The sequence below is a fragment of the Arthrobacter sp. LT660 genome (assembly GCF_056172845.1).
Window position 1 is genome coordinate 3,352,646 of record NZ_CM149651.1, and the last position, 18,799, is coordinate 3,371,444.

The window sequence follows — 18,799 nt, forward strand, 5'->3', positions numbered from 1 at the left end:
GAGGCGTGCCCCGCGCCCGCGCGGCAGTGGACCGGGAGGAACGTTGTGGCAGCGGAAGAGACCGAACCGGGATTCGCCGTGGATCCCGAGAGCGACCTCGACGAGCGCGCCCAGCGCATGCTGGCACTGGAACGGCAGTGGTGGAAGTACGCCGGTGCCAAGGAGCAGGCCATCCGCGAGCTGTTCGACCTCTCCGCGGCGAACTACTACCAGGTGCTCAACGCGCTTATCGACACCGAGGCGGCGCTCGCGCACGATCCCATGCTGGTGAAGAGATTGCGTAGACTACGTTCAACCCGCCACCGGGCCCGAAGCGCGCGCAGGCTGGCCACGGAGGCGTAGCTGGCGCCGACGTACCGATCAGATCCAAGGACAACGATGAGCAAGTACGCGAACGACGAATTCGACAGGGTTCCGGAGTTCACCGACCGCAACGGGGTCCACCGGGCCGAGACCGCGGGCACCGCCAAGCGCCCGGGCCTGGGCCTGTTGATGGGCGTCGGGGTCCTCGCGCTGCTGGTCGGACTGTTCTCGTTCTTCGTCCTGCCCCAGATGACCGGCACGCCGACCGCTTCCCCCGGGGACTCCGCGGGCGCCCCGGCCGCGAGCTCCGATGCCGCGAACACCAGCGACGCGGAATCCGAGCCCGCCGAGTCCGAGACCGCGGAGTCCGAGACCGCGGAGTCCGAGCCGGTCGAGTCCGAGGCACCGGAATCTGAGTCCGAGGAGCCCGAGGCATCGCCGGAGCCCGAGGAATCCGACGAGCCGGAGGAGTCCAGCGAGGCCGCCGGCGCCGTCGACCGGTCGGCGCCCATCGGCGTCTACAACGGAGCAGGGCGCTCCGGGCTGGCCGGTTCGGTGGCGTCGAGCCTGCGCAACGGCGGGTTCACGTCCATCAGCGCGGCGAACTGGTCCCGGCAGGAAAACGTGTCGGTGGTCTACTTCCGCTCCGAGTCCTCGCGCTCCACGGCCCAGGAGGCCGCACGGGTCCTGGGCATCGCCACGGTCTTCCAAACGCCGAACATCCCCACGGAGATCTCCGTGGTGCTCGGCCGCGACTACAGCTAGTTCCGCCCGGCCAATCCGTGGCGAATTGGGCGCCGCGCTTGCACTCTCGGGGCGAGAGTGCCAATAATTGATTTAGCACTCGGGTGCCGTGACTGCCAAGAGTCCATCGACGACGTCGTATGGGCCACGATCTTTCGCGGGGCGCCGGGTGAACCCCTGGCCAGTTGCAGCGAGGAAGTCCGGTTGGCGTACCGAAAGCGCCACCCGGCTGCCGTCCGTCGCGGGCGTTGCCTCCGGCCCATGAAAACGCATGACTGTCCCGAAAGGACCACAAGCCGCCATGGCCAAGATGATTGCATTTGACGAGGAAGCACGCCGCGGCCTCGAACGGGGCCTGAACACCCTGGCCGACGCCGTCAAGGTGACCCTCGGCCCGCGTGGCCGCAACGTCGTTCTCGAGAAGAAGTGGGGCGCACCCACGATCACGAACGACGGCGTGTCCATCGCCAAGGAGATCGAGCTCGAGGACCCGTACGAGAAGATCGGTGCCGAGCTCGTCAAGGAAGTTGCCAAGAAGACGGACGACGTCGCCGGCGACGGAACCACCACCGCCACCGTTCTCGCGCAGGCGCTGGTCAAGGAAGGCCTGCGCAACGTTGCCGCCGGCGCTGACCCGCTGAGCCTCAAGCGCGGGATCGAGAAGGCCGTCGCGGCAGTGACGGCCGAGCTGGTCGCCTCCGCCAAGGAAATCGAGACCAAGGAACAGATCGCCGCCACGGCGTCCATCTCCGCCGGCGACAACCAGATCGGCGAGCTCATCGCGGAGGCGCTGGACAAGGTCGGCAAGGAAGGCGTCATCACGGTCGAGGAGTCCAACACCTTCGGGCTGGACCTCGAGCTGACCGAGGGCATGCGCTTCGACAAGGGCTACATCTCGGCCTACTTCGTCACCGACGCCGAGCGCCAGGAAACGGTCCTCGAGGACCCGTACATCCTGATCGTCAACTCGAAGATCTCCAACGTCAAGGACCTCGTCGCGGTCCTGGAGAAGGTCATGCAGTCCGGCAAGCCGCTGCTGATCATCGCCGAGGACATCGAGGGCGAGGCCCTGGCCACGCTGGTCGTCAACAAGATCCGCGGCCTGTTCAAGTCCGTGGCCGTCAAGGCCCCGGGTTTCGGCGACCGCCGCAAGGCCATGCTGGCCGACATCGCCATCCTCACCGGTGGCCAGGTCATCTCCGAGGAGGTCGGCCTCAAGCTCGAGACCGCCACCTTGGACCTGCTGGGCCAGGCGCGCAAGGTCGTCGTCACCAAGGACGAGACCACCATCGTCGAGGGTGCCGGCGACGCCGAGGAGATCGCCGGACGCGTCAGCCAGATCCGCGCCGAGATCGAGAACTCGGACTCGGACTACGACCGCGAGAAGCTGCAGGAGCGCCTCGCCAAGCTGGCCGGTGGCGTTGCCGTCATCAAGGCCGGCGCGGCGACCGAGGTCGAGCTCAAGGAGCGCAAGCACCGCATCGAAGACGCCGTCCGCAACGCGAAGGCCGCCGTCGAAGAGGGCATCGTCGCCGGTGGCGGCGTGGCCCTCCTCCAGGCCGGCGAGCGCGCGTTCGCCAAGCTGCAGCTCGAGGGCGACGAGGCGACCGGCGCGAACATCGTCAAGGTTGCCGTCGAGGCTCCGCTGAAGCAGATCGCCTTCAACGCCGGCCTGGAGCCGGGCGTCGTCGCCGACAAGGTCAAGGGCCTGCCTTCGGGCCACGGCCTGAACGCCGCCACGGGCGTCTACGAGGACCTGCTGGCCGCGGGCGTGAACGACCCGGTGAAGGTCACGCGCTCCGCTCTGCAGAACGCCGCGTCGATCGCAGGGCTGTTCCTCACCACCGAGGCCGTTGTCGCCGACAAGCCGGAAAAGGCCGCTGCGGCCATGCCCGGTGGCGACGACATGGGCGGCATGGGCGGCATGGGCGGCTTCTAGCCACCCGCCGCTCCGGCGGCACCACCCGAACGCCCCGGTCGATGACCGGACAACGATGGCCGCGGTTCCCCAGGCGGGGGCCGCGGCCATCGGCGTGATGTGGTCGTTCGAACATGGTTCGGGCCTACGGCGATCCGTTCGCCTGCCGGCGTCGGCTGCGGTGCCGGGGCCTACGGCAGTCGCTCGAGGCCGGCCAGCTCGCTGCGCAGGTTTGCCCTCGCGGACGCTTCCCAGAGTTCCCGGCCGACGGTCGTTCCGTACAGGGGACCCACATCCAAAAGGAACCTCAGGACACCTGCGCGGCCCGCGGCGAATGCCGCGTCCGGAACGTGGGCATAGTCGCGGCGGACGGCCGCGACATAGCGGCCGTACTCCGCCGGGGGACGCGCCAGCACCTCGAGGTCCGCGTCGCACAACAGCCTTCCCGCAGCGTCGTCCGGGGCTGGCCGATGTCCGGCGGTGAGCCGAACCAGCCGTGCCGCCTCGGCCACCTCCGCCGGGGGCAGGCCCGCTCGGCCCAGCAGGCGCTCTGCGAGTTGCGCCGAGTCGTCCTCGTCGGCCCCCGCGACGCCCGCATAGACGGCATCGTGGAACCACGCCGCCAGCCACGGGGCGCGCGGGTGGGCGCCGGCTGACTCTCCCCGCGCCGCCAAAAGATCCAGCGCCCGCAGCACGGCCAGCAGGTGGGCGCGGTCGTGGTAGTGGCGGTGGTCCTCCGACCACCGGATCAGCAGTTCGCGGCCCACGGAGGGAACCGTGGGGACCAGCTTGTCCCAGGAGGCCAGGAGGATCCGGTCCAGCTTCTCCGGCCGCTGCCGCGCCGGGACGCGGAGCCCGCTGCGCACGAGCCGCCGGACCAGTTCCGTCGCGGAGACCGGGACGGCGCCCTGGCCAACGAGGGCCTCGTAGCGCCTCTGCGGAACGTCGTAGTGGTCCCTGTCGAACGCGCGACCGGGCAGTCCCGCCAGCTCGGCGAAGCGGTGGAGCTCCTCTAGTGAGACGTCCGAAACGAGATGCGAGAAGACGGTACCGTGCGCCGGCCACAGGGGCGGGTCGATAAGGATGGCCACGCCGTCAGCCTACTCCGGGGCGGATGCCCGCCGGGGCCGTGAACGGACGGTCCCGACGGGCGCTCGGAATGGACGCGGCGACTCCGGGACGTCAGGTAGGTCCCGGCGCCTAGTAGGTGAACATGCTGGCGTTGGCGGCCTCGGCGTCGTCGTACTGCTGCGAGGCGCGGGCGAGCGCGGTGTTGATGCCGGAGAGGGACTCCTCGACCCGAAGCTGGGTGGCACGCCAGTCGGCGACGACGCCTTGGAAATTCGCGGCGGCGGCCCCCTGCCACGTCGATTCGAGTTCACGCAATCCGCCCTGCATGGTGTTGACCTCGGCGCGCAGGCGTTCGATGGTCCCCTGCACGGCCATGGCCTTGTTGCGCATTTCGGAGGTGTTGGCGGCAAAGTTGCTCATGGTGTCCCCTTGCTTGTCATCGCTGTCCCCGCGTGGGTCCCGGGGTGACGGCGCCGGACGGCGCCTTCCCCACGACACTAGGGGCGTCAGGCGAGGCCCGGGCGGGAGACGGCCCGATTGTGGATAACTAGGCGTCCGCGCCGGGGGTGGGGGAGTCCTCCAGGGGCACCAGCGGCAGGTGGACCGAAAGGGTCGCCCCGCCACCCGGGGTCTCGTTCAGCCGGACCGCACCGTCGTGCTGAGCGGCTATCGCGGCGACGATGGCCAATCCCAGACCGGTCCCCCCGGTCTGGCGCTGCCGCGAGCTGTCCGCCCGGTAGAAGCGCTCGAACACGCGGGAGGCGTCGTCCTCGGGAATGCCGGGCCCGTGGTCGCGCACCTCCAGCACCGCGTCCGATCTGCCGTCGATCACGGGCAGGACCCCCACTGCGATCTCGATGGGGCTATCCTCCGGTGTGTACCGCAGCGCGTTGGTCATGAGGTTCGCGACGACCTGCCGCAGCCGCGCCTCGTCCCCGGCGGTCGGCGCGTTTCCCGGTTTGCCTCCATCCAGGCCGACGACGCGGACGGCGCGTTCCGGAGCGCTGGCACGCGCGTCCTCGGTCGCGTCGGTGGCCAGCAGAAGCAGGTCGACCGGCCGGCGCTCCATGGGGCGGTGCTCGTCGAGGCGCGCCAGCGTCAGGAGGTCCTCGACGAGTTGGCCCATGCGTTTGGCCTCGCCCTCGATGCGACCCATGGCGGTGCTCAGCTGCTCCGGGTCGCTCAGGCCGCCATGGCGGTAGAGCTCCGAATACCCCTGGATCGTGACCAGGGGCGTGCGCAGCTCGTGCGACGCGTCCTGCACGAAGCGGCGCATCTTCCGCTCGGACGCAGCTCTTCCTCGGAAGGCGTGCTCGATGTGGGCGAGCATGGCGTTCAGGGACCGTGAGAGCCTGCCCACTTCCGTTTCCGACGGGTACTCCTCGACGCGCCGGGACAGGTCGCCGGCGGCGATGGCCGCGGCGGTCCGCTCGACGCGGACCAGGGGCCGGAACGCCCGGCTCGTCACGCCGTAGGCGATCAGGGACATCGCCAAGGTGGCCAGGACTCCCGTCAACAGCATCGTCCATCTGGCCTGGTCGACCGTGGTGTGCACGCTCCGTAGCGGCAGGGCGACGGTGATGTATCCCTCCCCGCTGGCCATCGCGATCTGGCTCACCCGCCACCCCTCGGAGGCGGGCGCCGTGCCGGGGACGCTGAAGCGCCGTCCACCCTCAGCCGCCACCTGCTCCACCGGGTGCGCCTCCAGCACCGGCGCGTCCCCCTGTTCGGAGGCCGTCCGCGGCAGGACGTACTGCACGTTGCCGTCCGCGTCGCGGATGGTCCCGTGGAATCGGAGCGAGGAGATGTTCTGCCAGCGGAGCATGTTCTGGGGGTCGGTGCTGAGCTGGTCGTTCATGGCGCTCCACATGATGTCCGATACCGAATCGCTGTTGCCCACGAGGTCCCGGTCCATCTCCCGCAGGAGCAGGGTGTTCAGCGCCCCCGAGGCCGCCATCGCCGTGACGACGACGCCGCACATCATCAGCATCGCCATCAGCGCCACCAGCTTGGACCTCAGGGACGTCTGGCGGAACAGCCTCGTCAAAGCCTGCACGATCGGCGCCGCCTAGCGCCGCTCTGCGGTTCGGAGGAGGTATCCCACGCCCCGCTTGGTCTGGATCATGGGCGCCCAGTCCTCGCGCGCGTCGATCTTGCGGCGGAGGTAGGAGATGTAGGACTCGACGATCGAGGCGTCGCCGTTGAAGTCGTATTCCCAGACGTGGTCCAGGATCTGCGCCTTGGACAGGACCCGGTTGGGGTTCATCATGAGATACCGCAGGAGCTTGAATTCGGTGGGGGACAAGTCCACTATTTCGCCGGCGCGGCGCACCTCGTGAGCATCGTCGTCGAGCTCCAGGTCGTCGACGCGCAGGATGGCGTCCTCGCCGCCGGGCGGCCGCGTGCGGCGGAGCACGGCGCGGATCCGAGCGACCACCTCGTCCAGGCTGAACGGCTTGGTCACGTAGTCGTCGCCCCCGACCGTCAGCCCGGTGACCTTGTCCTCGGTGTCGTCGCGCGCCGTGAGGAACAGGACGGGGAAGTGCCGGCCGGCAGCGCGGAGGCGGCGGGTCACCGTGAACCCGTCCATGTCCGGGAGCATGACGTCCAGCACGGCCAGGTCCGGCTGCTCGCGCTCGACGGCCTCCAGCGCCTCACGCCCGTTGGCGGCGGCAACGACGTCGAATCCGGCGAAGCGCAGCGAGGTCGAGAGCAGTTCGCGGATGTTGGGCTCGTCGTCGACGACCAGGAGCTTGGCCTCGGGGGTCTTGGCGTTCATACTCCCAGTCTGCGGGAAAAGTCTGGGAGTTTTCTGAATGTTGGATGTATGCGTTGGCCGGCGGCCGGTTCGGGGCGACCCACGGCGGGTCGCGCACGGGCGGGCGGCTGGCTAGGAGCGGCGCCGCTCGGCGATGTTCATGGCCACGAGGGCGACGAGGAGAAGGAACGCGACCGGCAGCCCGTACAGGCCAACGGCGAAAAGCGGCGCCCACGGGGCGACGTCCACCATGTACGACCCGAGGATCACCGCGAGGCACATGAGCGACCCGATGCCGATGGCCGCGGCCGCAGCCAGTACGTAGCGGCGTGCGGAGCCGCCGTCTTTGACCGTATTCACGTCCTTAAAGCTAACAGCGGGCCGGGGTGCCACAAAGTCGGAAGCCTGGCTGGCCGTGACGTACCCTAGGAGAACAGACTTCCCCGGCCCTTTCCGCGCCCGGGCGGCCGCGGCCGCGAGGCGGAGCGGCCGGGAATCCATCAGCGGTGCCGGCGGCATCGCAGATACGTTAGAACGAGGTAAGCGAAGTGCCATTCGGCAAAGTCAAGTGGTTTGAGGCCAGCAAGGGTTTCGGGTTCCTGGTGACCGACGACGGCCAGGAAGTCTATCTGCACGAGTCGGCGCTTCCGGTGGGAACCACCGAGGTCCGTGCCGGAACGCGCATGGAGTTCGGGATCGCGCAGGGGCGCAAGGGCGCCCAGGCGCTGACCGCGCGCGTGGTCGAGGCCGCGCCGTCCGTGGTCCGTGCCAAGCGCAAGCCCGCCGACCAGACGGCCGTGATCGTCGAGGACCTGATCAAATTGCTCGACGGCGTGTCCAACGGCCTGCGCAAGGGACGGTACCCGGACAAGGGCCAGGGTTCCAAGATCGCGGCAGTGCTTCGGGCCGTCGCCGACGACCTGGACGCCTGAGCCGATGGCCCGCACCCCGAAGCTCGACGCCGTCCTCGCCGGCTCCGTCGATGCGGCGCGAGAGGCGCTGCTTGAGCTCGTGCCCGCCGAGCAACTGGGCGGCCATGTCGGCGCGTTTGCAGACGGCGAACGCCTGGTGACGCACCGCTTCTCGGCGCAGCTTGACGCCTACGCCGGATGGGAGTGGTACGCGACCCTGGCCCGGTTGCCCCGAGGCAAGGCGCCGACCGTGAGCGAGGTCGGCTTGCTGCCCGGCGCCGACGCACTCCTGGCGCCGCCGTGGGTTCCGTGGTCGGACCGCGTCAACGAAGAGGAAATGGCCGCCGCGCGCGAGGCCGAGGAGGCCGCCGCCCGGGAAGCGGCCGATGCGCAGGACACACCCGACGCACAGGACAAGCCCGCCGCTTCGGACGCCGGGCGCGCGGAGTAACCCGACGGACAAGGGGAAGGGCCGCGACTCGCGAGTCGCGGCCCTTCCTTCGTGAAAGCGGCTAGAGGTTCTCGAGCACGTGGTCGATGCAGCGCGTGAGCGCCGTGACGTCGTCCGGCTCGATGGCCACGAACGTGGCGATCCGCAGCTGGTTCCGACCCAGCTTGCGGTAGGGCTCGGTGTCCACGATGCCGTTGGCGCGCAGGACCGTGGCCACGGCGGCGGCGTCGATGGAGTCGTCGAAGTCGATCGTGGCGATGACGTTGGACCGGTCCTCCGGACGCACCACGTACGGGGTGGCGACCGGCGAGGCCTCGGCCCAGGAGTAAACCCGACCTGCCGAATCGGCGGTGCGCCCGGTGGCGAATTCGAGCCCGCCGTTCTCGTTGAGCCACTCGATCTGGGCGTTCAGCGTCACCAGCGTGGACAGGCTGGGGGTGTTGTAGGTCTGGTTCAGTCGCGAGTTGTCCACGGCGGTCTTCAGGTTCAGGAAGTCCGGGACCCAGCGGTCGCCGGCCGCGATGCGGTCCACGCGCTCCAGTGCCGCGGGAGAGAACAGCGCGAGCCACAGGCCGCCGTCGGACGCGAAGTTCTTCTGCGGCGCGAAGTAATAGACGTCCGATTCGGCAACGTCGACGTCGAGCCCGCCGGCGGCCGAGGTGGCGTCGATGAGTACCAGCGCGCCGTCGTCGGCCCCCTGCACGCGCCGCACGGGTGCGGCGACGCCGGTGGACGTCTCGTTCTGCGGCCACGCGTACACGTCCACGCCCGCCTCGGCGACCGGCTCCGGACGCGTTCCGGGCTCGGACTTCAGAATGCTCGAGGCGTCCAGGAACGGGGCCTTGTCGGTGGCAGCGGCGAACTTGGAGCCGAACTCGCCGAAGGAAAGGTGCTGCGCCTTGCGCTCGACGAGGGAGAACGCGGCGGCGTCCCAGAACGCCGTGGATCCGCCCACGCCGAGCACGACCTCGTAGCCTTCCGGCGCGGAGAAGAAGCTCGCGAGGCCGTCCTGGACGTTCCCGACCAGGTTCTTGACAGGCGCCTGCCGGTGGGAGGTACCCAGGACCTTGGCGGCCGCCGCGAGCGCGTCGAGTTGCCCGGGACGGACTTTCGATGGGCCGGCGCCGAAGCGGCCGTCGGCGGGCAAAAGTTCGGCGGGGATGGTGATGTCGTTGCTCATGCTGGCTCCTGCGCTCCGGGGACGGATCAAGGCGGCGAGGCATCCGGGCCCGCCGCCACGGTTTACATCGTCTCCCAGCGCGCACCGAATCCGGAACCCGGAGGAGTTTGTTAACGCGGGTAGAGTTGGGACGTCTGGTTCCCGAACACCCGCCTGCCCACAGGAGCCCCCGCAGTGACTGACCTGATTGACACGACCGAAATGTACTTGAGGACCATTCTGGAACTCGAGGAAGAGGAGATCACGGCACTGCGTGCGCGTATCGCCGAACGGTTGGGGCACTCGGGCCCGACGGTCTCGCAGACCGTCGCCCGCATGGAGCGGGACGGCCTGGTGGTCGTCTCGCAGGACAGGCACCTGGAGTTGACGGTAGCGGGACGGCTGCTTGCCACCGAGGTGATGCGCAAGCACCGGCTCGCCGAGCGCCTCCTTTCGGACGTGATCGGGTTGGAGTGGGAGTACGTCCACAACGAGGCGTGCCGCTGGGAGCACGTGATGAGCGAGCGCGTGGAGCAGCGGCTCTACGAACTTTTGGGGCGGCCGTCCGATTCCCCGTACGGCAATCCCATCCCCGGCCTGCAGGCCTTGGGAGGGCCGGCCGACGACGGCACGGCCGCGCCGGTGCAGAACCTCGACGCCGCGCTGTCCTCCGGGGCCCCGGGGCCGTTCACGATCCTGCGCCTGGCGGAAACCATCCAGGTGGACCCCGAGCTCCTGGCCCAGCTGAACGACGGCGGAATCCGCCCGGGCGCCTCGGTCACGTTGGAGCGCGCGGGGGACTACGTGGTGGTCCGGGTTTCCGGTCTCGAGGGCGCGCTGGAACTCCCGCAGGAAGTCAGCGCGCATGTATTCGTGGCCCGCCTTGGTTAGGTTACGTACATAACGAAATTGTTACTTTCCCGCCGCGTCGGGTACGGTTGGGTAACGGAGGGGACTCGTCTCTTCCGCCCCGTCCGATCGCCTAACCCTGCCGGCGGACCGGGGTCCGTTCTCACGACGACGGGCAGGGGTGGAGGACCCATTCATGCAGGTGTCGGACCTTGTCCGGCATCTAGGGGTGAAGCCGGTGCTCGCAAGACGGCACGGCCGAGTAGATCTCAAACTCGAATCCGACAGCTAACTTCGCAGGCGTGTTGAGAGGTTGTCGATTGACTCAGAACCAAGTCCCCGGACGCCGGAGTGCCCGGAGCGCCGTCCGCGAAGCCAGCCCTCGGGACCAGCCGGAGCCCGGTGTGCCCCAAGAGGCGCCACGCCGTCCCCGCGGAGCATCCCGCCGCGCGCTGCGCGCCGTGGAAACCGCGGCGGTGCCGACGGCGACGCCCCCGGGCGGTGGCCGCCGCTTTGCCACGGCGATGCGCTACGGCCCCACCCTGACCACGGTCCGCACCGGCGTCCCTGGCCTGCCGTCCGCGGATGAATCGCAGGAACCCATCGCTCCGCCGGAGCCGCTCCCCGCCGCAACCGGAGGCTACCCGGCCCGTGTCCACCGCCGGTCCCTGGGGATCAGCCACAAGATCGCCGCGGTTGCCGCAGTCTCCGGACTGGCGTTGGCCGCCGCCTACCCGAATCTCGGTGGAGAGCCGGCCGGTGAGGAATCCGTGGCGCAGACGGCCGCCCCCGTTGCCGATGTCAGTGTCCCGAAAGCCGACGGCTACGAGATCGTGCGCAGTTCCCTGACGAGCTCCTTCACGGAGGAGCAACAGTTGGATCACGTGATGTCGGCGTCCGGCGGCGACGTCACCAAGGTGGACACCGGTGGCGTTCTGGCGCAGCCGCTGGACTCCGTCCGCATCACCTCGCCGTTCGGAAACCGCGTTGATCCGGTCTCCGGATACGGGATTGTCTCGCACATCGGCCAGGACTACGGGGCGCAGTGTGGAACGCCGGTGAAGGCCGCCGCCGCAGGGACCGTCGTCCAGTCAGGTTGGGCCGGGCACTCGGGTAACCGCGTGCGGGTCGACCATGGCAATGGACTGGAGACCACCTATAACCACAACAGCAGCCTGAGCGTCGCGGTAGGGCAGAAGGTCGAGCGCGGCGACGTCGTCTCCGCCGTCGGAACCACCGGCAACTCCACCGGATGCCACCTGCACTTCGAGGTGCTGGTGAACGGCGGCGCCGTCGATCCCGCCGGCTGGCTCTAACCGTTTTTCGCGCCTCCGTCACCGGAAAAAGATCATTCCGTGACCTGAACGTGACTTTTACAGATATTTCAGATAGCTTAGAACACGTGCTGGATCGCCTATGGATCCAACACCCTCGCGCATAGTGCCGAACACTGCCACGCAGCGAGGTCCGTTCGTACTACACGCTTGGCAGTGGCGGGGGAACCAACTTTTGGGTCCGCAAGGATCCTTGGGGTTAAGTGCGCCAGGCCGGAATCCGGCCGGCGCACCGAGTGACTCCCACTCGAATCCGACAGCTCACCTCGCAGGCATTGGGAGAGGTAAATACATCGTGTCCAAGCGTCATGCCCTAGGTCGTCACCGCGCGACCCCAGTTCGTTCGAACCCCCTGGAATCCATTTCCAAGGCCGTTGCCTCTAACGCCGGATCCGTGGGTCGCCAGGCGGCGGTTATCGCCGCCGCATCCGGTCTGGTCCTGACCCTGGGTGTCCCCGCCCAGGCCACGCCAGCCGTCCGCGAAGCCGCAACCGTCCCGGCCAACACGCTGGCAGCGGAGCGCGTCTCCGTCAAGGCCGTCGCCGTTCCGGCGGCCGCGGCCGCGAAGTTCAAGATCGAGCGCGCCGACATCACCTCCACTCCGGCCCCGGAGCCGGAGCCGGCCCCCGAACCGGAGCCGGTCGTCGTCGCTGTCGCAGACACCGTCGAAGAGGACCGCGAAGCGGCCCCGATGACGCGTGCCTCCGCCACGGTCGAGGCGGAGCCAGCCGCGGCACCTGCAGCCGCTCCGGCTCCCGCCGCCGCACCGGCCCCCGAGCCGGAGCCCGAAGTGGAGGCAGCGCCCAACGGAAGCCTCGCTGGCATTGCCTCCATGGCCCGCTCGTTCGAAGGTGCTCCCTACGTTTGGGGCGGCAACACGCCTTCCGGCTGGGACTGCTCAGGCTTCATCAAGTATGTCTATGCCCAGGCCGGCATCGACATCGCCCGCGGCACCTCCGCGATCCTGGCCTCCGGCCAGTTCGTGCGCACCAGCAGCCCGCAGCTGGGCGACCTGGTGTTCCAGAACGGTGGAGGCCACGTCGGCATCTACATCGGCAACGGAGAGATCATCGGCGCCCAGAACCCGAGCGTCGGCACCGTGATCCGCCCCGCGGACAGCCCGTACGGACCGCTCATGGGCTACTACACGCTGGCACGCTAACGCCACGACACACAGCCACACGCGATCGACCCCGCCCCTCTGGGCGGGGTCGTTCGCGTTATAAGGTTCCTGACACGGTTTTTGCCTTCCAGCGAGTCGGATCGGCAGGGGGAAGCGCTCTTGGGGCAGTCGGGATTAGGCTGGAACTCGCAAGCCAACGCTGAATGCCGCGAGCAGCGCAACACACCGTTACCCGCGGCTTCGTCAGGACAACGAGGAACGCCCATGCGAACCCTGGTACTGAATGCCGGCTACGAGCCGCTCGCCGTAGTCACCTTCCGCCGAGCGCTGTTGTTGGTGCTGTCCGGCAAGGCCAGCGTGCTGGCCGAGGACGACGACCCGGTGGTCGGACCGCGCAGCGTCATGGGACGCCCCTCGGTGATCCTGCTGAACCGCTATATCAAGGTCCCCTACCGGGGATCCGCCCACGTCACGCGACGCGGGGTGCTGCGGCGCGACGGCCACCACTGCGGATACTGCGGGCGCCACGCATCCACGGTGGACCACGTCCACCCGAGGTCGCTCGGCGGGCAGGACACGTGGGAGAACCTGGTCGCCTGCTGCCTGTCGTGCAACAGCGCCAAGGGACACAAGACGTTGCGGCAGCTGGGCTGGACCCTCAGGTGCAGGCCCGCGCCGCCGCGCGGCCCGCAGTGGTACATCACCGAACTCGAGCGGCCGGCGCCCGCCTGGCAAGAGTTCCTGGGGAGCGCCGCGGCATGAGATTCAATGCGGTGATCGTCGCGGGTGGCCGGGGGCGCCGCCTCGACGGGCGGTCCAAGCCCCTCCTGGTGCACAACGGAAAGACCCTCCTCGAACACGCGCTGCGGGCCGTGGCGGCGGCCGAACGCATCGCCGTGGTCGGACCGGCGGACCTGACGCCCGTGATCGAGCGGCACGACGCCGGCTACGTCGCCGGGACGCGTGCCCGTCCGCTGCTGCTCACCCGCGAGGAACCGACCTTCGGAGGCCCCGCGGCTGCCGTGTCCGCGGGTGTGCGGGCGCTGGCCGGGGACGCGTCCGAATGGCCCGAACTGACGGTGGTGCTGGCGGCGGACCTGATCGAGTCCGGGCCGGCCGTCGCCGGGGTACTGGCCGCCGCGCGTGCGGACTTCGCCGCGGACGCAGCCTGGGTGCCCGTCGACGAGGGTGGGCGGCTCCAGCCGTTGAGCTGCGTCGTCGCGTCCGCCGGACTGGTCCGGGCGATCGAGGAGGCCGAGGGCGAGGCCGGCGGACTGGCGAACTCATCGATGATGCGTCTGCTTGCTAAGGTGCAGATAGTCCGCTTGTCCCTCGACGGGGTCGCTTACGACGACATCGACACGTGGGAGGACGCCGGACGCGCAGGAATCATCCTGCCCCCAACGATGAGCGGTCCCGCAGCGGTGCCGCGACAGGAGGACAACGTGGCTGAGCACCCGGAACTTGAGCCGTGGGTGAGGGAACTGCTGGTGGCGTTCGAGCTGCCTGAAGCCCCGGTGGACACGGACGACGTGCTGGCCTTGGCGGGAGAAGCCGCGCATACGGTGGTCCGGCCGGCCGCGCCACTGACCACCTACATCGCCGGGTACGCGGCCGGGCTGGCGGCAGGGCACGGGATGGCCAGTGAGGAACAGTGCATGGCCTCGGCCGCCTCGCTGGTCCGCACGCTCCTCCAGCGACGCGCCGACGGCGGGAGCTGATGTCCGGAGCCGACTGGGAGGCGGCACGTCGCGGCGCATACGAGGCGGGCCGATCGCTCGCCGAACGCCTGCCTCCGCCCGCCGTCCATCCGCTCGCCGAGGCAACCGGCCGCGTGCTGGCCGCGCCGCTGGACGCGTTGCATCCCCTGCCCCACTACGCGTCCTCGGCGATGGACGGCTGGGCCGTCTCCGGCCGCGGTCCGTGGAACCTCGTGGCCGGTGCGGTGGGGCGGCATGCCGAGGCGGACGAACTCGGTCATGCCCTGTCGCCGGGGGAGGCCGCGCCGATCGTCACCGGCGGCGCGCTGCCCCGGGGCGCAACTGCCGTCCTGCGCCAAGAGCACGGGTTGCGGGACTGCGGCGGCCTCTTGCGCGCCGATATCGACCCCCCGCACGGGAAGGACATCCGCCCGGCCGCCACCGAGGCGGAGACCGGGGCGATACTCCTGGGGGCAGGGACACGGCTGAGCCCGGGAGGGGTCGCCGTCGCCGCGTTGGCCGGGCACGACGGCGTCTTGCTCGCCCCCGAGGTGCCGGTCCGGCTCGTGTACACGGGAGGGGAGGTCACCACCTCCGGCATCCCCCGTCCGGGGTTCGTGCGGGACGCGTTCGGTCCGGTCCTGCCAGCATGCGTGGCCGGGCTCGGAGGCCACGTCTCCTCCGTGGAGCGCATCGGCGACGACTTCGCAGAGACCGTCGCCGCCGTCGACGGACCGCGGGCGCGCGAAGCCTCCATCGTCGTGACTACCGGCGGCACGGGCGGTTCCGCGCTCGACCACCTGCGCCCCGCCGCGCGGCACCTCGGCGCCGAGCCGCTGGTCGACGGCGTCGCAGTGCGTCCGGGCCACCCGGCGCTGCTGGCCCGGCTGCCCGACGGCAGGCTGCTGCTGAGCCTGCCCGGCAACCCGCTGGCGGCCCTCGCCGCGGTGGCGACACTGCTGGAACCCGCCCTCCGCGGCGCCGCCGGCCGGCCGGCGTCGTCCCCCCTGGACGCGTTCAGCGCCACGGAACACCCGGCGCTGCCCGGGCGTCACCGGATCATCCCCGCGAAGTGGGCGACCGCCGGCCCGCCGTGCACGCTCGAGCCCGCCCGGCACACGGGTTCGGCGATGATGCGGGGCCTCGCGGAGGCGGACGCGCTGCTGGTCGTGCCGCCCGGGGGACTGACCGCGGGCGGGCCCGCCACGTACCTGCCGCTACCGTGGTAGCGTCGCGGTAATAGCGCCGGAAGTGGCACAGGCCACGGCCGGCGCACGGTTGCGCAAGGAGGCCCCCATGGGACGACTGACCCAACGCCGTAGGGTCGTCCGGCTGTCGCTGGAACACGGCGAACGCACACGCGAAGAGACCATGGCGGCGGAGGAGCCGCTGGAGATCCGCGTCGACGGGCGTGCCTTCAGCGTCACCATGCGCACGCCCGGGCACGACTTCGACCTGGTCGCCGGCTTCCTGAACGGGGAGGGCATTGTCTGGGCCACCGAGCATGTGCAGAGCCTGCGGTTCTGCGCCGGCGAGGACGAGAACGGGCGGCAGACGTTCAACGTCGTCGAGGCCCAGCTGGGCCCGGGTGCCGCAACCCCGGACCCGTCCCTGGCCCGCCACGTGTACACGTCAAGTTCCTGCGGAATCTGCGGCACCGCCTCGATCGACGCCGTCGCCAAGAGCGCCCGCCTGCCGCTCGACGCGTCCGGCGGCGTGATCCGGCTCGAGACGCTGCTCGGACTGCCGGACACGCTCCGCGCGGGCCAGGACCTCTTCTCCAAGACCGGCGGCGTCCACGCCGCCGGCCTCTTCGACACCGAAGGGAACCTGCTGTGCCTGCGAGAGGACGTGGGGCGCCACAACGCCGTCGACAAGGTCGTCGGATGGGCGCTTCGCGAAGGCCGCCTCCCTCTGGCGGACACCGTGCTGCAGGTCTCCGGCCGCGCCTCGTTCGAACTGGTGCAGAAGGCCCGCCTCGCCGGCATCCCCGTACTGGCCGCCGTGAGCGCGCCCTCCTCGCTGGCCGTCGAGTTGGCGGACCGCGAAGGAGTCACCCTCGCCGCGTTCAGCCGCGGCAAGAGCATCAACGTCTACACCCACCCCGAACGCGTTCTCGCGTCCGCAGTCCACGAAGCCAGGAGCAAGGCATGAACCGATCGGCACCCGTCGATGACATCAACGAGAACGACCTCGTTGTCCACGCCCCGAAGACGTCGGCGGCCGGCGTCAAGGCGGTGATGGTCGCGCTGGACCGCGGTTTCTCTCAGGCCGGCGTCTCGCGGACGGTGCGATCGATGCTGCGCGTGAACCAGCGCAACGGCGTCGACTGCCCGGGCTGCGCCTGGCCGGAGTCCATCACCGGGGCGCGCAAGCCCGCCGAATTCTGCGAGAACGGCGCAAAGGCGCTCGCCGAGGAAAACACCACGCGGACCGCCGACCCCGCCTGGTGGGGCTCCCACTCCATCGAGGAACTGTCCGGGAAGACGGAGTACTGGCTCGGCAACCAGGGCCGCATCACGGAGCCGATGGCCATCCGCGAGGGCGAAACCCACTACTCTCCGATTTCCTGGGCGGATGCGTTCGCCACCATCGGCGAGCACATCAACGCCACGACGCCGGACCGCTGCGTCTTCTACACCTCGGGCCGCACGGCCAACGAGACGGCGTTCATGTACCAGCTCTTCGCGCGCAGCCTCGGAACGAACAACCTGCCGGACTGCTCCAACATGTGCCACGAATCCTCCGGCACGGCGATGAACCCCACCATCGGCATCGGCAAGGGAACCGTCTCCCTCGAGGACTTCGACCACGCCGAGCTGATCTTCGTCGTCGGTCAGAACCCCGGCACCAACCACCCGCGGATGCTCTCGGCGTTGGCCGACGCGCGGCGCAAGGGCGCCAAGGTGGTGGCCGTGAACCCGCTGCCGGAGGCGGGCCTGCTGAACTTCAAGGATCCGCAGTCGCTGAGGGGCGCAATAGGCAACGGGGACACGATCGCCGACGAGTTCCTGCAGATCAAGGTGGGCGGGGACCTGGCGCTTTTCCAGGCCTTCGGGCACCTGCTGCTGCAGGAGGAGGAACGCGTCCCCGGCTCCGTCGTGGACCGCGCCTTCGTCGACGCGCAGACCGACGGCTTCGCCGAATACGCGGCCGCCCGCGCCGAACTGGACTGGGACGCCACCGAGGAGGCCACGGGGCTTTCCCGCATGGAGATCTCCGCGATCGCCGGGATGCTGGCCAAGTCCAAGGGGACCATCATCTGCTGGGCGCTGGGCCTGACCCAGCAGCCGCACTCCGTCAACACGCTGCGCGAGATCGTCAACCTGCTGCTGCTGCAGGGCAACTTCGGCAAGCCCGGCGCGGGAGCGTGCCCGGTCCGCGGCCACTCCAACGTGCAGGGCGACCGCACCATGGGTATCTGGGAGAAGCCCTCGGAGAAGCTGCTTGCCGCGATCGACGCCGAGTTCGGCATCGAAAGCCCCCGCGCCCACGGGTACGACTCCACGGAGACGGTCGAGGCGTTCGAGGAGAACGACGTCGACGTGTTCGTTTCCATGGGAGGGAACTTCTCGCTGGCGTGCTCTGACACCGAGGCGCTAGAGGCCGGCATGCGCCGCGCCGGGCTCACGGTGCACATCTCCACCAAGCCGAACCGCTCGCACGTGGTCCACGGCAAGACCTCCATCATCCTGCCGACGCTGGGCCGGACCGACCGCGACGACAAGCACCCGGGCGGACCGCAGTTCGTGTCCGTGGAGGACTCGATGTCCGTGGTGCACACCAGCCAGGGCCGCCTGGCGCCCATCTCCAAGCATCTCCTCGCCGAGCCCGTGATCGTGGGGCGCATGGCGCAGGCCGTCTTCGGCCCAAACCACGCCGTGGACTGGAAGGCCATGGCGGAGGACTACGACGTGGTCCGCGACCACATTTCCCGCGTGCTGCCCGGCTTCGAGGACTTCAACGCCCGGGTGCGGGGCAGGAACGGGTTCGTGCTGCCCAACCCGCCCCGCGACACGCGGACGTTCGCGACCGACATCGGCAAGGGCAAGTTCACGGTGAGCCCGCTGGAGTACCTCACGCCCCCGCCCGGGCACCTGGTCCTGCAGACCATGCGCAGCCACGACCAGTACAACACCACCTTCTACGGGTTGGACGACCGCTACCGGGGGATCTCCGGCGGCCGCCGCGTGATCCTGGTCCACCCCGAGGACCTGGCCGAACTCGGCGTCAAGGACCGGGACCTGGTGGACGTGGTCTCCACGTTCGGCGGCACCGAGCGCCGCGCCAACCGCTTCCGGCTGGTCGCCTACCCGACCGCCCGCGGCTGCGCGGCGGCCTACTTCCCCGAGGCCAACGCGTTGGTGCACCGCGGGCTCGTCGCGCGCGAATCGAACACCCCCGGCTACAAGGCGATGATGGTCCGATTCCTGCCGCACACGCGCGAGCCGGGAAGCACCTTCGACGAGAGGCTCTAA

General features: G+C 69.7%; 19 protein-coding genes and 2 riboswitches. Of the genes, 13 read left to right on the forward strand and 6 right to left on the reverse strand.

The annotated features are described in order from the left end of the window. The first annotated feature begins 45 nt into the window (after positions 1–45). From AC0QSG_RS15660 to groL, 3 genes are all read left to right on the forward strand, one after another. On the forward strand, positions 46–342 hold the full coding sequence (locus AC0QSG_RS15660) for a DUF3263 domain-containing protein (RefSeq protein ID WP_475376071.1): 297 nt from the start codon (positions 46–48) through the stop codon (positions 340–342). A 36-nt stretch (positions 343–378) separates the two neighbouring features. Next, a complete protein-coding gene (locus AC0QSG_RS15665) occupies positions 379–1,068 on the forward strand; it encodes a LytR C-terminal domain-containing protein (RefSeq protein WP_475376072.1) in 690 nt (229 codons plus the stop codon). A 280-nt stretch (positions 1,069–1,348) separates the two neighbouring features. Beyond that, positions 1,349–2,986 (forward strand): chaperonin GroEL, encoded by a 1,638-nt coding sequence (gene groL, locus AC0QSG_RS15670; RefSeq protein ID WP_435727094.1) that lies wholly within the window; start codon positions 1,349–1,351, stop codon positions 2,984–2,986. 170 nt (positions 2,987–3,156) lie between these two features. On the opposite strand, the gene AC0QSG_RS15675 is transcribed toward groL, so the two are convergent. The 5 genes from AC0QSG_RS15675 to AC0QSG_RS15695 form a co-directional block, all read right to left on the reverse strand. After that, positions 3,157–4,056, reverse strand: a complete 900-nt coding sequence (locus AC0QSG_RS15675) for a DUF4031 domain-containing protein (protein WP_475376073.1) — start codon at positions 4,054–4,056, stop codon at positions 3,157–3,159. A 109-nt stretch (positions 4,057–4,165) separates the two neighbouring features. Beyond that, positions 4,166–4,456 (reverse strand): WXG100 family type VII secretion target, encoded by a 291-nt coding sequence (locus AC0QSG_RS15680; RefSeq protein ID WP_435727092.1) that lies wholly within the window; start codon positions 4,454–4,456, stop codon positions 4,166–4,168. A 127-nt stretch (positions 4,457–4,583) separates the two neighbouring features. Then, positions 4,584–6,092, reverse strand: coding sequence for a sensor histidine kinase (locus tag AC0QSG_RS15685; RefSeq protein ID WP_475376074.1), 1,509 nt, complete (start codon positions 6,090–6,092; stop codon positions 4,584–4,586). A gap of 12 nt (positions 6,093–6,104) precedes the next feature. Beyond that, positions 6,105–6,815, reverse strand: coding sequence for a response regulator transcription factor (locus AC0QSG_RS15690; protein WP_475376075.1), 711 nt, complete (start codon positions 6,813–6,815; stop codon positions 6,105–6,107). 111 nt (positions 6,816–6,926) lie between these two features. Further along, a complete protein-coding gene (locus AC0QSG_RS15695; protein ID WP_475376076.1) occupies positions 6,927–7,154 on the reverse strand; it encodes a hypothetical protein in 228 nt (75 codons plus the stop codon). Between the two features lie 188 nt (positions 7,155–7,342). On the opposite strand from AC0QSG_RS15695, the gene AC0QSG_RS15700 reads away from it, so the two are divergent. Then, positions 7,343–7,726, forward strand: coding sequence for a cold-shock protein (locus AC0QSG_RS15700; protein ID WP_435727088.1), 384 nt, complete (start codon positions 7,343–7,345; stop codon positions 7,724–7,726). A gap of 4 nt (positions 7,727–7,730) precedes the next feature. Then, positions 7,731–8,156 (forward strand): DUF3027 domain-containing protein, encoded by a 426-nt coding sequence (locus tag AC0QSG_RS15705; protein WP_435727087.1) that lies wholly within the window; start codon positions 7,731–7,733, stop codon positions 8,154–8,156. A gap of 61 nt (positions 8,157–8,217) precedes the next feature. On the opposite strand, the gene serC is transcribed toward AC0QSG_RS15705, so the two are convergent. Beyond that, on the reverse strand, positions 8,218–9,336 hold the full coding sequence (serC, locus tag AC0QSG_RS15710) for a phosphoserine transaminase (RefSeq protein WP_475376077.1): 1,119 nt from the start codon (positions 9,334–9,336) through the stop codon (positions 8,218–8,220). Positions 9,337–9,510: 174 nt separating this feature from the next. Between serC and AC0QSG_RS15715 the strand changes: the two genes are divergently transcribed. From AC0QSG_RS15715 to AC0QSG_RS15750, 8 genes are all read left to right on the forward strand, one after another. Then, positions 9,511–10,206 carry an iron-dependent transcriptional repressor DtxR gene (locus tag AC0QSG_RS15715; protein WP_475376078.1) on the forward strand — a complete coding sequence of 232 codons (696 nt, stop codon included), beginning with the start codon at positions 9,511–9,513 and terminating at the stop codon, positions 10,204–10,206. A 78-nt stretch (positions 10,207–10,284) separates the two neighbouring features. Next, positions 10,285–10,481, forward strand: a riboswitch (cyclic di-AMP (ydaO/yuaA leader). Between the two features lie 3 nt (positions 10,482–10,484). Next, positions 10,485–11,480 carry a M23 family metallopeptidase gene (locus AC0QSG_RS15720; protein WP_475376079.1) on the forward strand — a complete coding sequence of 332 codons (996 nt, stop codon included), beginning with the start codon at positions 10,485–10,487 and terminating at the stop codon, positions 11,478–11,480. Between the two features lie 148 nt (positions 11,481–11,628). Then, a riboswitch (cyclic di-AMP (ydaO/yuaA leader) is annotated at positions 11,629–11,787 on the forward strand. Between the two features lie 105 nt (positions 11,788–11,892). Next, entirely contained in the window at positions 11,893–12,660 is a 768-nt protein-coding gene (locus AC0QSG_RS15725; protein WP_475376080.1) for a C40 family peptidase, read from the forward strand. A gap of 225 nt (positions 12,661–12,885) precedes the next feature. Beyond that, positions 12,886–13,383 carry an HNH endonuclease gene (locus AC0QSG_RS15730; protein WP_435727082.1) on the forward strand — a complete coding sequence of 166 codons (498 nt, stop codon included), beginning with the start codon at positions 12,886–12,888 and terminating at the stop codon, positions 13,381–13,383. Next, complete coding sequence (locus AC0QSG_RS15735; protein ID WP_475376081.1) at positions 13,380–14,342, forward strand: NTP transferase domain-containing protein; 963 nt, start codon at positions 13,380–13,382, stop codon at positions 14,340–14,342. The genes AC0QSG_RS15730 and AC0QSG_RS15735 overlap by 4 nt, the downstream gene beginning before the upstream one ends. Further along, positions 14,342–15,550, forward strand: coding sequence for a molybdopterin molybdotransferase MoeA (locus tag AC0QSG_RS15740; protein ID WP_475376082.1), 1,209 nt, complete (start codon positions 14,342–14,344; stop codon positions 15,548–15,550). The genes AC0QSG_RS15735 and AC0QSG_RS15740 overlap by 1 nt, the downstream gene beginning before the upstream one ends. 67 nt (positions 15,551–15,617) lie before the next feature. Beyond that, positions 15,618–16,475: a formate dehydrogenase accessory sulfurtransferase FdhD gene (gene fdhD, locus AC0QSG_RS15745; protein WP_475376083.1), complete on the forward strand. Its 858-nt coding sequence runs from the start codon at positions 15,618–15,620 to the stop codon at positions 16,473–16,475. After that, positions 16,472–18,799 (forward strand): FdhF/YdeP family oxidoreductase, encoded by a 2,328-nt coding sequence (locus AC0QSG_RS15750; RefSeq protein ID WP_475376084.1) that lies wholly within the window; start codon positions 16,472–16,474, stop codon positions 18,797–18,799. Before fdhD ends, AC0QSG_RS15750 begins: the two co-directional genes overlap by 4 nt.